12 protein-coding genes are annotated in these 13440 nt (G+C 40.1%); 5 read left to right on the plus strand and 7 right to left on the minus strand.

The annotated features are described in order from the left end of the window. Nucleotides 1-76 precede the first annotated feature (76 nt). Complete coding sequence (locus ACP2AF_RS14270; RefSeq protein WP_425236824.1) at nucleotides 77-1117, minus strand: substrate-binding domain-containing protein; 1041 nt, start codon at nucleotides 1115-1117, stop codon at nucleotides 77-79. Nucleotides 1118-1615: 498 nt separating this feature from the next. Here ACP2AF_RS14270 and ACP2AF_RS14275 point away from each other — a divergent pair, with 498 nt between their 5' ends. The 5 genes from ACP2AF_RS14275 (at nucleotide 1616) to ACP2AF_RS14295 (ending at nucleotide 6733) form a co-directional block, all read left to right on the plus strand. Continuing rightward, the gene (locus ACP2AF_RS14275) at nucleotides 1616-1801 is read left to right on the plus strand and encodes a hypothetical protein (protein ID WP_425236825.1); all 186 of its coding nucleotides are present in this window, start codon (nucleotides 1616-1618) and stop codon (nucleotides 1799-1801) included. A 171-nt stretch (nucleotides 1802-1972) separates the two neighbouring features. Beyond that, nucleotides 1973-2161 carry a hypothetical protein gene (locus tag ACP2AF_RS14280; protein ID WP_425236826.1) on the plus strand — a complete coding sequence of 63 codons (189 nt, stop codon included), beginning with the start codon at nucleotides 1973-1975 and terminating at the stop codon, nucleotides 2159-2161. A 214-nt stretch (nucleotides 2162-2375) separates the two neighbouring features. Beyond that, entirely contained in the window at nucleotides 2376-3581 is a 1206-nt protein-coding gene (locus tag ACP2AF_RS14285; protein WP_425236827.1) for a lanthionine synthetase C family protein, read from the plus strand. Nucleotides 3582-3588: 7 nt separating this feature from the next. Beyond that, nucleotides 3589-5874 carry a lantibiotic dehydratase family protein gene (locus ACP2AF_RS14290; protein WP_425236828.1) on the plus strand — a complete coding sequence of 762 codons (2286 nt, stop codon included), beginning with the start codon at nucleotides 3589-3591 and terminating at the stop codon, nucleotides 5872-5874. Further along, nucleotides 5819-6733, plus strand: coding sequence for a thiopeptide-type bacteriocin biosynthesis protein (locus ACP2AF_RS14295; protein ID WP_425236829.1), 915 nt, complete (start codon nucleotides 5819-5821; stop codon nucleotides 6731-6733). Before ACP2AF_RS14290 ends, ACP2AF_RS14295 begins: the two co-directional genes overlap by 56 nt. 97 nt (nucleotides 6734-6830) lie before the next feature. On the opposite strand, the gene ACP2AF_RS14300 is transcribed toward ACP2AF_RS14295, so the two are convergent. Genes ACP2AF_RS14300 through ACP2AF_RS14325 form a run of 6 tightly spaced genes read right to left on the minus strand, consistent with a single transcriptional unit; the run spans nucleotide 6831 to nucleotide 13269 of the window. After that, nucleotides 6831-8288 carry a neutral/alkaline non-lysosomal ceramidase N-terminal domain-containing protein gene (locus ACP2AF_RS14300; protein WP_425236830.1) on the minus strand — a complete coding sequence of 486 codons (1458 nt, stop codon included), beginning with the start codon at nucleotides 8286-8288 and terminating at the stop codon, nucleotides 6831-6833. Further along, entirely contained in the window at nucleotides 8285-9403 is a 1119-nt protein-coding gene (locus ACP2AF_RS14305; RefSeq protein ID WP_425236831.1) for a dipeptidase, read from the minus strand. Before ACP2AF_RS14305 ends, ACP2AF_RS14300 begins: the two co-directional genes overlap by 4 nt. Continuing rightward, entirely contained in the window at nucleotides 9400-10428 is a 1029-nt protein-coding gene (locus tag ACP2AF_RS14310) for a 3-hydroxyacyl-CoA dehydrogenase family protein (RefSeq protein ID WP_425236832.1), read from the minus strand. Before ACP2AF_RS14310 ends, ACP2AF_RS14305 begins: the two co-directional genes overlap by 4 nt. A 20-nt stretch (nucleotides 10429-10448) precedes the next feature. Beyond that, the gene (locus ACP2AF_RS14315; protein WP_425236833.1) at nucleotides 10449-11765 is read right to left on the minus strand and encodes an aspartate aminotransferase family protein; all 1317 of its coding nucleotides are present in this window, start codon (nucleotides 11763-11765) and stop codon (nucleotides 10449-10451) included. Nucleotides 11766-11767: 2 nt separating this feature from the next. Further along, on the minus strand, nucleotides 11768-12874 hold the full coding sequence (locus ACP2AF_RS14320) for an alanine racemase (protein WP_425236834.1): 1107 nt from the start codon (nucleotides 12872-12874) through the stop codon (nucleotides 11768-11770). A gap of 2 nt (nucleotides 12875-12876) precedes the next feature. Continuing rightward, the gene (locus tag ACP2AF_RS14325) at nucleotides 12877-13269 is read right to left on the minus strand and encodes a RidA family protein (protein WP_425236835.1); all 393 of its coding nucleotides are present in this window, start codon (nucleotides 13267-13269) and stop codon (nucleotides 12877-12879) included. Between the last annotated feature and the right edge of the window lie 171 nt (nucleotides 13270-13440).

Here is a 13440-nt window from a genome sequence, read left to right on the forward strand (position 1 = left end):
AACAATTTGCTATGGAATTGTTTGTTAAAAACCATTTTTTAGTATCCCAAGAAGGAAGAATTGATATTCCTAGGCATCAATTTATATAATATTTCACATTCTCCGCGGTTACAATATCTATGGGCAACAATTCTTGAGAAGGCATTTCTTTTTCAAATAGAAAATATTCCGCTAAATAACCGATTCCCAAATAGGCTTGTCTTTTTGGTTTTTGATGGATGAGAAAATCTATTTTTCCTTTGCGTAAATGTTTCAGATTTTCCTCCAAAAGGTCATATCCTACCATTGTAAAATTTCGGCCATCTGTCCGAAGAAATTCTATCAGCAAATGGGCTTTGGAATTGGTAACAAAAAAGCCGGTTATCCAAGGGTGGCTTTCCAGAAACAAAGTGAATTCCGTCTTGAAGTGATCCGGATTATCTGTCTTAAGATTATATGTAATAATTTTTTTTGTATTTCTCTTTTTCTCCTTAAAGTAGTCCCTAAAACCAATTTCCTTTTGCCGCATATGCAACTCCTCATCAATATGTATAATTGCAATGTGCGTGCCTTCGGCAGTAACCTTGTCTATAAGATTTGCAGCGACCCTACCACTTTGTACTAAATCTTGGCCAATGAAATTTTCTATACTCAAGGAATCTATATGATTGTTGAAGGACGCCAGAAATATTCCTTTTTGCCTACAGTTTTGGAATACCTTTAGTGATTCCTTGTGAAAAATAGGAACCATTAATAGCGCATCTGGGTTTGAATCAATCGCGACATTTGACTGTTCTACAAAATGATTCGTTCTGTTAGGATGATATGGATATTCTTCGACTACTACTCCGAAAGGGCCAAATTCCTTGGCGGCTATGCGCGCACCTTCTATAGCCGGAAGCCAATAAGGGTCTATTTCAAAGCCCGGTATGAGGACGCAAATTTTATAGGTTTTATTGATCTTAAGGTTTCTTGCAATCGGATTTGGCCTGTAATCAATCTTTTTTAATACCCTGTCCACCTTTTGATAGGCATCCTTGGAAACCCTACCGCGTTTGTGAAGTACCCTGTCAACGGTACCTTTGGAAACACCGGCGAATTGAGCAATATCCTTAATGGTGTACTTTTTTTTATTCATACAATAATAGATCGAATCCAAATTTTACAGCTATAAATATAGTGCATATTTGAAAGGAGCCCCTAAAACACCTAATTCCGTAACCCTTGGCATGGAAAATATGCAAAAACTAATAATGAGGTAAAAACGAAGAGTAGAGTAGGCGGAACAAAAAGCCATTGGGAAGAACAAGAGAAACATTTTTAATGGATAACTAACTCAAAATTAACTGTGCCTACCCAATGGCAAAACGAGATTGCTAACAACTTTTGATAAAAGTAAAAGGAATGGAACAAAATGAGTAGTAGGAATAATTTCAATCTTGATAGGATTTTGCAATGTTAGATGACCACCTTAATGGTAACGTATAAAAACTAAGAGAAGACCAAAACTTGAACAGTAATATTACAGGATAAATGATAAAATCAAGCAAAAGAAGAAACAATTAACATAAATGGTATAAAATATATGTAACTTTTTTCTTACATTTAATACGTATTAACCCTTAATAGCAATATCATGAAAAAAGCAAAGTTTTCTGGGAAGCTTTCCCTTGGTAAAAAAAAGATTTCCAATTTGGCGGCTCAGTCCATTGTAGGAGGAGGAGGATCTAGTTATGCAAATAGTTGTTCCATAGGCTGCCCGACCGACACAACTAATAACAACTGTACTTCAGCTACTTCTGTAGTGATTTCCTGTTGCTAGAAGTTATTTTTGTTAGTTTTTTTGACCATTAGTTATGGCACATAACTAATGGTTTTTTTGTTGATGTGCTCTATTTTTTTTCTAGGGTTATCCTTAACTTTAACAAGTTTAAAATTTTATATATTAAATATTTTCTTACATTTATTACATATTAATCTTTAAATATTTATCATGAAAAAAGCAAAGTTTTCAGGGAAACTTTCCCTTAGCAAAAAGAAGATTTCCAATTTAACTTCTAAAGCGATAACCGGCGGAGCTAGGGCTACGATGTATGACCTCACTTGTTCCTTGGGTTGTCCAACCGATACCACAAATGCCAATTGTACTTCTGGCGCTTCTATAGTGATTTCTTGTTGTTAAATTTTCGGTCAGGAATTACTGTTTTTCACCTAACCATCAGTAGCAAACAAACCCTTGCTGATGGTTTTTCTGTTCTAATTGCGCCTAAATGTACGTTTATGCCCCTGCAATGCATAATTCCTGGGATTATTGGATAAAACGCCATTGTTTGTACTAAATCAACGGACTTTGGCATATACGATTTTGCATTATGGCCTTGAACATAAATTCTGTTATGAGCAAAAAAATTTTGGAAGAACATTTGACAAAGATTGACAACGCTATTCAAAAACACTATAAGGAGGAAAAAAACGCTGGTGTACTTGTTGGATTATCAGGGGTTTCCTTATTTCAATTTTACTATTCGAAATATTTGGACGTTAACTCCAATGCAGATTTTGGTGTAGAAATGTTATCCAAGGTTACCGATGGAATTGACGAAGGGTACGGCTATCCCACATTTTGTGATGGAATTGCCGGTGCAGGTTGGGTCCTGGACCATTTGGAACAGGCAGATCTCATGGAAATCGAAACGGATGATCTCCTATCACAATTGGACGATTATCTGCATACGGCCATGGTTTCCGATATGAATGTAGGAAACTATGATTTTTTACATGGTGCTATTGGTTATGCCCTTTATTTTCTGAACCGATACAAGAATACAAAATCGGAAAAGTTGAAAAACAAATATGGAACTTATCTTTTTGAGTTTATTTCTTTTCTAGATGAATTATCGGAAAAGGATAAGGACGGCAATCTAAAATGGATTTCCGTACATCCGCGTAGCCAAGAAAAAAGTTACAATCTCGGTTTATCCCATGGGATTGCCGGTATCATTGGAATTTTGGTCAAACTATCCCAATATGATGAATTTAAGCCACTTACCGTAACTATGCTTAAAGGAGCGGTTGGTTACATTATCAGTTTTAAAAAAGAAAACAACGCTTTCTCCCTTTTTCCCAACCATGTACTGCTTAATGGAGAGACCGGTGGTAATAGTAGGTTGGGATGGTGTTATGGGGAATTGGGCATTGGATTACAGTTGTACTACGCTTCAAAGGTTTTGAAGGATGAAAGACTTCAAAGAGAATCGATTTCTGTTCTTAAACATGCTGCAAGCCGAACCTCCCCAGATATGAGCTTGGTTAAGGATGCCATAGTCTGTCATGGATCATATGGAATTGCCCAGATTTTTTCCCGGATTTATAAAGAGACCAAAATTCCAGCATTCAGGGACGCCATGGAATTCTGGATTCAGGATGGTATAAATAAAGCGGTACATAAAGATGGTTATGCCGGTTATAAAAGGTGGAGGGATGTAAACGAATGGGTGGCCGATGTATCCCTATTGGAGGGAATTACAGGAATGGGACTGGTTATCATTGATTATTTGGCGGATTTTGAAACAAGCTGGGACGAGTGTTTAATGATAAGCTAACCCCAATATGGCCGGCAGTAATCCCTATAAAAGTTTTTACAACTATGTGTTGAGGACTCCTTTACTCTCCTTGGACTGGTACAAGACCTTTACCTCAAAAAAAACTATCCCTGATGAAAATTTTAAAAAAGCCTATAACGACCCTGTAATAAAAGAGGCCCTATTCTTGGCATCACCTTCCTTGTCCACGGAAATTACCAGATGGATGAATGGAGAACTAACGGACAAAAAAAAAATAGAAAAACTCAAATTTTCTATACTCAAATATCTTACAAGAATGTCCTCAAGGTGTACACCCTTCGGACTGTTTGCCGGATGTTCCGTAGGAAGTTTTGATGTTCAAACGAACACTGTTTTAAGAGAGGTAGATAAAAACCGCCGGCATACAAGATTGGATATGAACTATCTGGTGGCACTTTCACAGGATTTGGTGAAAAGGCCCGGAATAAAACATCAACTTCTCTTTTTTCCTAATACCAGTATTTATAAAGCTGGAAAACAGTTACGGTACGTAGAATACGAATACATCAACAGTAAAAGACACCATAACGTTGTAGCTGTAGACGATACGGAATATCTTGATATGGTGCTGGCAAAAGCGAACAAAGGTGCGTTACTCTTAGATTTGGTCAATGTCCTGGTGAGTGATGAAATTACCACCCAAGAAGCATCTTCCTATATAGAGGAACTTGTGGACAGTCAATTGCTTATCAGTGAATTGGAACCTTCCGTTTCCGGACCTGAGTTTTTAGAACAGATTTGTTCCGTACTTGAAAAGCTGGATAATGCGAAAGATGTACTATACGCATTGCGAGAAGCAGAAAAAAAAATGCTCTTCCTAGATTCTGCCATGGGCAATGATCCGGATGAGTATCTTAACCTAACGGAATCCTTAAGGGAATTGGGGACGGACTTTGATCTTAAGTTTATGTTCCAGACCGATGTGGCATTGGGCGTTAAGGCCAATACCTTAAATGAAAATGTTATCGATGATATAAAAAAAGGGCTTATCCTACTCAACAGGATTTCCATACCGCCCCAAGAGACCTTCCTTTCCAAATTCAAGGAAGCTTTTTACGAAAGATATGAAGAACGTGAGGTTCCTTTGGCAACCGCCCTTGATGTAGAAGTAGGTTTAGGATATATCCAGAATCAGGGGTCAGGGGATATAAATCCATTGATAGATGGCATCGTTCTTCCCGAAAGGGATTCCAGGCAATCGATTGTTGATGTAAAATGGACTGCCATAAACGCTATATTTCAAAAGAAACTCAATAAGGCCTTCAAGGAAAATGCTTACACCATTACGCTAAATGATGCAGATTTCCAGGAGTATGAGACCCAATGGGATGATTTGCCGGATACAATGTCCTTTATGCTCGAAATAATCCTTGAAAATGGCCGACAAAAAATAAAGTTAAACGGTGGTGGTGGCTCCAGTGCTGCCAACCTTTTGGGTCGTTTTTGTCATGGGGACAAGGAACTTCATGATTACACCATGGAAATAATCCAAGCGGAAACCAAGATAAATGCTAATAAAATTTTAGCGGAAATCGTGCATCTTCCCGAATCAAGGGTGGGCAACATTTTAATGCGTCCCGATTTCCGTGAATATGAAATCCCGTATTTGGCCAAGTCCGTGAAATCAAAGCCATTTCAACTAGCGCTTGACGATTTGATGATTTCCATCAAAAACAATGCAATTATGTTGAGGTCAAAAAAATACAATAAGCAGGTAATTCCACATTTGACCAATGCCCACAACTATTCCCGGGATTCCCTTCCCATCTATCATTTTTTGGCCGATATGCAAACCCAGGGATTTAGAAGTGGATTAGGAATCAACCTAAGTCCGTTCGCCGAAAACTATGAATTTCTTCCTCGGATCGAATACCATAACCTGATTTTACAGAACGCCACATGGCACTTAAGGAAGAATCATATTTCGGCCCTTTTAAAAATAAGGGATAATGATGGGCAATTAACCGAAGAAGTGGCCTCTTTTAGGAAAACCCTAAAGATGCCAAGATTTGCCATGCTCGCCGATGGTGACAATGAGTTATTGGTGAATTTTGATAATCTGACCTCTGTTAGGATGTTCTTGGATACCGTAGAGAAAAGAACGGATTTTAAGCTCACGGAGTTTTTGTTTGCTGAAGAGGGAATCGTAAAGCATAAAAAAGAGTACTACACCAATCAGGTAATTGTATCATTCTTTAATGAGGAAAAACTAGGTTATGACATCAACAACGATAAAGCAAAAAAAGGTACAGCGGAATTACATATTGGGTGACAGTTGGTTGTACTATAAAATTTATACGGGCCACAAGACATCGGATGTAGTTCTTACTGAAATCATTAAACCTGTAGTTGAAAAGCTAAAGGAGGATGGCATTATCGATAAATGGTTTTTCATAAGATATGCAGATACAAGACACCATCTTAGAGTCCGTTTGCATTTTTCGGATACAGGGAGAGTAGGGGAGGTTATTAACGGACTTTATCCGTCCTTGAAGCAATTTATGGATCAAGACCTTATCTGGAAAATTCAACTGGACACCTATCAAAGGGAGATTGAACGCTATGGTGAACGTACTATGGAATTATCGGAAGTTTTTTTCTATTACGATAGCAAAATGATAGTTGACTTTTTGGATATGATCGAAGGCGAGGAAGGGGAGTTGCTTCGTTGGTTGTTCTCACTTCGTGCCATGGACTCGCACCTCAATGATTTTGGCTATTCGGACGATGACAAGCTGCGGCTCTTGGATAGGTTGAAAACCGGATTTGGAAATGAATTCGGAATGTCGCGACCACTAAAAAAACAGCTCGATTCAAAGTATCGGGAAGAACGAAAAAAAATTGAGGAATTCATGATTTTTGATGTGGCCGACAAACCGGATTATGCCCCAATTTTAGATGTTATCGACATCAAGGAAAAAGAGGTTGGGCCCATTGCCTCACAAATTCTAAATTACCTCAAACAGGGAACTATGGAAATACGGCTTGATGATTTAATGGCCAGCTATCTTCATATGCACATGAATCGTTTGTTTAAGTCCAAAAATCGTTTGCACGAGATGGTCTGTTACGACTTTTTACATCGCTATTACAAGTCTATGATTGCCCGTAAAAAATATCAAAAAAGTTGATTTGTCGTATATCGAAAACTTTTCTTTTTTGATAAAAAATACATTTCGAGGCAATTGAATCTTTGACAGTAATTCTTTTGCTCTAGGTATTTATTGTTCAAGACCCATACATCTTTTTTAATTGGTTTACGGCGGATTCTGCCAATTTCTCTCCGGCACCTATTTCGTAGATTGTAGTGCCAGGAGTGGTCTCATAGCCTGTTATCATGGGCAAAAATCCTTCAGGGCCTTGGCTAAAGGAAATTTCGGTAGGGAAATATCTGTAGTTCCCATTGGCCAAATTGACAACTATGGTGTTTTCATAAGGAGAATTTTTTTTGATGTAAATGCCAAACTCATTGAACATTTCGCCAGGTAACCCAACTATGGCTATATCACTTATTTGCATGGTCATAACCTCAAGTTTGTCAATCTCGTTTTGGACTTCGTACATTTCCATCCACCATTTGGCATATAGTTCATTAGGAATTCCATCCGGTTGTAATTCGGGCATGCCTTCTTTTTCTACCCGTTTCATTATCTTTTTTGCCCATTCATACTGCTCATCGGTAATGGTCATTTTTTTTATGGGAACCTGTTTTCTTGAGACTTTGATGTTACCGTTCCCCGAAACCGGTTTTGAATTTCTCATGGCTTCCATAGCGGCCACACCCAAGAGATACCCAATACGTTGACACTCCTGGTAGGTATCCAAAAACCCGACCTTATGATCTACTTGCGTAACATTACCATTTGGAGCATTCAAAAAAAGTACACCAAAGTCCTTGCCCATTATTTTTTGTATGGATTCTGTAAGATATCCGGGATAATCGGCGGAGTAGCTCCAATTGTTTCCGGTAAGTGTGGTAGGATGGCACCCAAAGTTGACAATACTATTTACGACCTTTCCTTCTTGTTCTATACTTATGGTAATGACTTCAGGGTCTTTTCCCCCCAAAGCTTTTTCAATATAGCCAGGTTCGAATTTCTCCCAAACCATATGGGTAGTGCCGTCTACCGCTTTTAATCTTCTGTTGTGGGAAATGCGTTCTTCTTTGGAGCGGCCTATTGAAAGTCCGGCGGGTGCCAAATTTTTGTTGGCCCTATGGATTGCATTCGCTGCTCTTTGAAGATATTCCTTGGCCTCGGGTGCATCCAGTTCCGATTCCGGCCCACTATGGGTATGCGTGGCATGGATCAAAATATTTTCAGCCTTAATATCGGAATCTGACGCTATATGGTCCCGCATCATGTCCACGGACTCCTTGGTAATATAACAAATGTCAACGGAGAGGATGGCAATTTTTTCCCCATTATTTCCTTTTGCGACCATGGCCTTGCCATAGAGTGAATCGTGAATGCCGCGTGAGGCATAATCATTGCCCCGATAGTTGCCCACCAGATTTAGGCCCACAGGGGGTGTATAGTTCACCTCTGCATAGCCAATTTGTAAACCGGAATGTTGAGAATCTTTAGTGTTAGTCATAGTTTCACAGGATAAAAGTAAAAATGTGCCCATAAGAAAGGCCATTGTGGCTTTCCGGAGTAATCCCGGACTGAATGTTCGTATTTTCATTTTAAGACAGTATTTAGTATTCGCAGCCAATTTTTATACATGATATTCTCAATATCTGTTGGGGTATATCCTCTTTTTAAAAGAATATCCTCAAATTTGGGAAGATCTGCTATGGAATTCATATCATAAGGAGTTTGTTCCAGTCCGAATAGACCATCAAGATCGGTTCCAAATCCAATATGTTCGCTATCTCCCGCTAGTTGGCATATATGGTCAAAGTGATCCACCAAACATTCCATGTTGATACCCAGTTGTTTGGGGTCATCCACGTTCATCCTGAAATTAGGATGTAGCATCCAAGTGTCCAAAGAACCTCCTATGATGCCATCCCTTTCGAGAACACATTTGATCTGGTCATTCGTGAACTGGCGCTCTCCGGGCACCAATACTCTACAATTTTGATGACTGGCAATGACCTGACCCTGAAAAATATCCAGGGTTTCATAAAAGCCCTGATCGGTCTGATGGGTGAGATCTAGCATTAGGTTAAGCGTGTTCATTTCTTTTAACAACTCTTTCCCAAGGGAGGTAAGCCCACTACCATCCGAATGCGTACCAGCGGCATATCTCCCCGGTCCAAAATGTGAGATGCCTATGGAGCGCAATCCCTGTTCATAATACCGATATAGATAATCAAGATTTACCATGGAATCCGCGCCTTCCAACGCCAAAATATAGCCAATCGGTTTTTTTATGATATCATGGTCTTCACTCTTCCAAACCTGCAAATGTTGCTTTAAGTCTTTTTGATTTCTGATTTGGGTCATTTCTCCCAATTCCTCCATCTCCCTATACCAGGCCAATTGGCATTGGGCATGGGCATAGGCCTGCTGAGGGGAGTGCCATCCGGGCAACGCCAAGGTATCCAAGGGGTCACCAACTTCTGAAAAACGGGAAATCATTGTAGTGATAACTATGCCGATGTTGCCCTGGCGAAGCTCGGGCAGGGCTACGGTACCTTTTCCCCGATCTTGAAAATCCGTCCACCCAAGATCCTTCTCCTTTTTTCGAATGGCCTCAACGTTTTGTGTAAGGTCCCGGTTCATGGACATGGCATTAGTGGCTAAATCCAAATGACCGTCTATGATAAAGGGGAATTTGGATTTGGAGCTCATTTCTTTGTTTTAAGGGATGAAATATCCTTTGTTTTATCCGCATACTTTAAGGAAAGTCGGTTAACATCGAATTTAAATTTTTCAAAAACTAACTCCCATTCCTTAGCTTCCCCTGAGCTATATTCATAAAACCCTTTTCCGTTAAAAATTCCATTACCGCCTTCTTTAGCTATATCATCTATTAACTTAGGCACTGTGGTTTGATTGCTCAGTTCCGGAAAAAGATCTTTAATTACGGCATGGTAGGCTTGCAGCCCTGTCAAATCCATATAACGAAAAAGCCCACAGAAGGTCATCCAATGACCGCCATCGTTCTTACAGGCACGGTCTACATCTTCTATAGTAGCATACCCATTTTCAACCAAATGGAACGCTTCGCGGTACATGGCGTACATGATACGGTTGGTAATAAATCCCCGAATGTCCTTACGTACCAAAGTAGGTTCCTTGCCCCATTTTTTAGCAATAACATACAATTGCCGGCCTATTTCCAAAGGACTTTTTTCGCCGCAAATAATTTCCAAAAATTGAGAAATATAAGCAGGCTCGGCCCAATGCATTCCAAAAAAGCGTTCCGGGACTTTTAAATAGTTTTGTAACAAACTGATCGGTATAGCCGAGGTGTTGGTGGCAATGATGGCTTCATCCGAAACATTGGATTCTATTTTCCCATACACGTCCTGTTTCACTTTTACGTCTTCCAGTACACATTCCATTACCAACCAACAGGATTTAAGATCGGCATAATTGGAGGTGAACTGTAAATTTTGGAACAGGTCTTTGGGCGGAGTCGAGCTAAGTCCTTCTCTATAACATTCTTCCAAGGCATGTAGTATACGATCTGGCGCAGTTTGATTTGTTTCGGAAAGTACCGGTGCCAGTGCAATAACCTTTTGACCATTTATTAGTAATGCGGTTGCTATACTGGTTCCCATTAGACCAAGGCCCACAACACCTACTTCAGAATTGGTATTTAACTCCATACTATTCTTAAATTTAACGAAAGGCGCCAACTTTTCCGACATGTCCGAATACTTTCGCTGAGTTATTTGAGTTCCATTAAAACTTCTTTTGCCACTTTTATGGCATGTTTAATATGTTCCTGTTTATGTACGGCCGATATATACCACAATCCTCTTCCTATGACCCGAAGACCCTTTTGCTGTAGGCCATGTATAAACATTTTGGACTTTGGCTGCTCGTATGCCCCAAGTTCCCTAAACTCTCTAATTTTATCCTCATTTGTAAAACCAGTATGGAACATAGGGCCCAACCCTTGGACCAATAAATTTTGTCCGGTTTCTTCAGCGGCATTCCTAAGCCCTTCCATCAACTGAAGACCAAGATCATACATACGTTTATGGGTGCCTTCTTCTTCTAAAACCTCTATTGTCCCCAATGCTGCGGCAATAAGCGGGCAAGCCGAGTTCATAGTGCCTGCGTGGATTACTTTTCCCTCCGCGACCAAGTGCATCCATTCTTTTTTGCCCACAATGGCTGAGATAGGATAACCACTGGCCAGGGCTTTGGCAAAAATGGAAAGGTCCGGGGTTACGCCAAAGTATTTTTGGGCACCGCCCAAACCTGTACGGAAACCTGTAATCACCTCATCAAAAATCAAGGCCGAACCGTAGTGGTCACAAAGCTCCCGAAGACCCTCTAAAAATCCTTCTTGCGGGAGTATACAGCCACTATTGCACATAATAGGTTCCGTGATTATGGCGGCAATAGAATCATGATGTATTTCTAGCGTCTTTTTTACCAATTCCAGGTCATTCCAAGGTAACAAAATAAATTCATCGGAGGCCCTTGCCGCCATACCCGAAGTCCAAGGCAATGGCGTAGGGTTTTCCCTGGAACCCATTTTTTTCTCATCCAGCGTAAGTCCCCACGAAACATTATCCAACCACCCGTGGTAATGCCCTTCAAAACGGATGAATTTGTTGCGTCCGGTCTTTGCACGGGCCACACGGAAAGCGGTTTGTATCGCTGTGGAACCATCGAGGCAAAAACGCATCATTTCGGCTGATGGAATATGTGCATTCAATTTTTCGGCCAACTCAATTTCCAACAAGTGCTGACCTGCATAAAGTTGCCCTTTTTCACTATACTCCCTAACGCGCTTAGCTATATGCGGATGGGAATGTCCCAAGATCATTGGGCCTTGGCTTAGGGTAAAATCAAGATACTTGTTTCCGTCCACGTCATATAGGTACACACCTTCTGCACGATCATAAAATAAAGCATGGGGATGGTTGAATTTCCGAAATTCCGAAGAAACACCACCTGCCAAAACCTTTTTAGATCGCTCCAGCAGTCTGGCGGACTTATCATGGTTTAATTTGATATCCGATGCTCTCATCCCTAAACTGTGATTTTCCTATTTCGCGCGGGTACCGTCCAGGTCTCAACAAGATTGCCTTCCCGTATTACTTCCATTGTTTCATACAAGTTGACGGTAGGACATATGTGATAGGGAATAGCAAAAAAAGGCTGGCCGACCCTATATTCCGATGTGTCCGGGACTTCCACCACCAAATGTTCCTCATACTGACCAACGATTTTCTGATTTTCCAAATCAAGGATTTCTACCCTAGGCTGCGGAGGATCTGCGGCAACGGCCTTACTACCTAGATCAAAACACAATAAGTTTTTATCTACTATCGATACAACTCGTGTTAATAGAACTGCAGCCGGAACAAATGGTAACTCCGGATAATTATATCGATAGCCGGCATCCCAAAAGAAAATGGTGCCTGGGCTACATTCTATTGCATCCTTTTTGGCATAATATGCAAATGAAGGGGAACCACCCATCACCACTTTGATTTTTCTTTCTAGATAGTTCTCCACCTCCTGCCTTAAGAGTTTCATTTGCTCAAATATTCGGTTCGATTCAGTTTCCCGGAGTTTTTGATCGGGCGAATGCACATGTCCGTCATAACCATGCAGTCCTACGATATTGAGTCCTTTCAAATTGGAACACGCCCTGACCAAATCCAAAGTTTGTTCAGGTTTTATTCCCGTACGGTCCATTCCTAAATTGATATCCACGTAAACATCCATAGGGCGTTCCTTGAATAGTTCTGACAAAAGTTTAGCAGAATTTGTATTATCGATGAGGGATGAAAAAACAGTCTTTGGATACATTTTTCGAAGTTCACCAAACCGCAAGGCTTTTACCTCGGAAAGCTGATAGCAAAGTAACACATCATGCACCCCCGACATGGCCAATAGTTCCGACTCTGAAATGGTACTGCTTTTAAAGCAAGCGATATCATGCTGCAGTGCCATTTTTATTACCTCAGAGCATTTTACCGTTTTTACATGGGGTCTTAAGATAGTGTTTTGGCCCTTTACGAGTTTGCAGGCACTCAGAATGTTTTGATGTACCAAATCAGGAAAGACCAAAAGAGCTGGGGAATCTACGGAGTGAACCGCCTGGGTATAATATGCATCACTACTAATCATTTTTAACCGTTCGGCAATTTGAAAACAATATCGATCTCAACCTTAATATTCTCTCCCAAAACGGATTGTACAGTAGTCCGGGCCGGTTTTATTCCCGTGAAATAAGTGGCATACACCGCATTGAATTTATCAAAATCGTTAATATCCTTTAAATGTACGGTACTCTTTAGAGCATCGTCCATTGTTCCACCGGCTGTTTCTACAATGGTTTTGATGTTATCCAAGGTTCGTTTGGTCTCCTCCTCAATACTTCCCAGTACAAACTTGGAAGTAGCAAAATCTACCGAGGCCTGGCCACTTAAAAATAACATCCCATTATAGACTACGCCATCCGAGTACGCTCCTGTTACAAAATTGGGATTTCTTTGGGGATGTGTGATTTTTATCTTGTCCATAGTTCTCTCATTTGTGATATTTTTTAAAATTTTCCGAAAAAGCCAAACAAAATTCAATAATCAAGGTTATTTTGTAAGATTTTATTTCAAATGTATCCGTAAGCCTTCAAATTTAATAATAGCAAAAACCGATAATCTAATACAAATAATTATATTTAGCTACTTGAACAA

Source organism: Ulvibacterium sp. (assembly GCF_965248315.1).
Classification (GTDB): Bacteria; Bacteroidota; Bacteroidia; order Flavobacteriales; family Flavobacteriaceae; genus Ulvibacterium.

Bases quoted from the DNA above. Each gene is read 5' to 3' on its own strand.
- ACP2AF_RS14270 (WP_425236824.1), bottom strand. From the start codon at position 1,117: ATGAATAAAAAAAAGTACACCATTAAGGATATTGCTCAATTCGCCGGT.
- ACP2AF_RS14275 (WP_425236825.1), top strand. From the start codon at position 1,616: ATGAAAAAAGCAAAGTTTTCTGGGAAGCTTTCCCTTGGTAAAAAAAAG.
- ACP2AF_RS14280 (WP_425236826.1), top strand. From the start codon at position 1,973: ATGAAAAAAGCAAAGTTTTCAGGGAAACTTTCCCTTAGCAAAAAGAAG.
- ACP2AF_RS14285 (WP_425236827.1), top strand. From the start codon at position 2,376: ATGAGCAAAAAAATTTTGGAAGAACATTTGACAAAGATTGACAACGCT.
- ACP2AF_RS14290 (WP_425236828.1), top strand. From the start codon at position 3,589: ATGGCCGGCAGTAATCCCTATAAAAGTTTTTACAACTATGTGTTGAGG.
- ACP2AF_RS14295 (WP_425236829.1), top strand. From the start codon at position 5,819: ATGACATCAACAACGATAAAGCAAAAAAAGGTACAGCGGAATTACATA.
- ACP2AF_RS14300 (WP_425236830.1), bottom strand. From the start codon at position 8,288: ATGAAAATACGAACATTCAGTCCGGGATTACTCCGGAAAGCCACAATG.
- ACP2AF_RS14305 (WP_425236831.1), bottom strand. From the start codon at position 9,403: ATGAGCTCCAAATCCAAATTCCCCTTTATCATAGACGGTCATTTGGAT.
- ACP2AF_RS14310 (WP_425236832.1), bottom strand. From the start codon at position 10,428: ATGTCGGAAAAGTTGGCGCCTTTCGTTAAATTTAAGAATAGTATGGAG.
- ACP2AF_RS14315 (WP_425236833.1), bottom strand. From the start codon at position 11,765: ATGAGAGCATCGGATATCAAATTAAACCATGATAAGTCCGCCAGACTG.
- ACP2AF_RS14320 (WP_425236834.1), bottom strand. From the start codon at position 12,874: ATGATTAGTAGTGATGCATATTATACCCAGGCGGTTCACTCCGTAGAT.
- ACP2AF_RS14325 (WP_425236835.1), bottom strand. From the start codon at position 13,269: ATGGACAAGATAAAAATCACACATCCCCAAAGAAATCCCAATTTTGTA.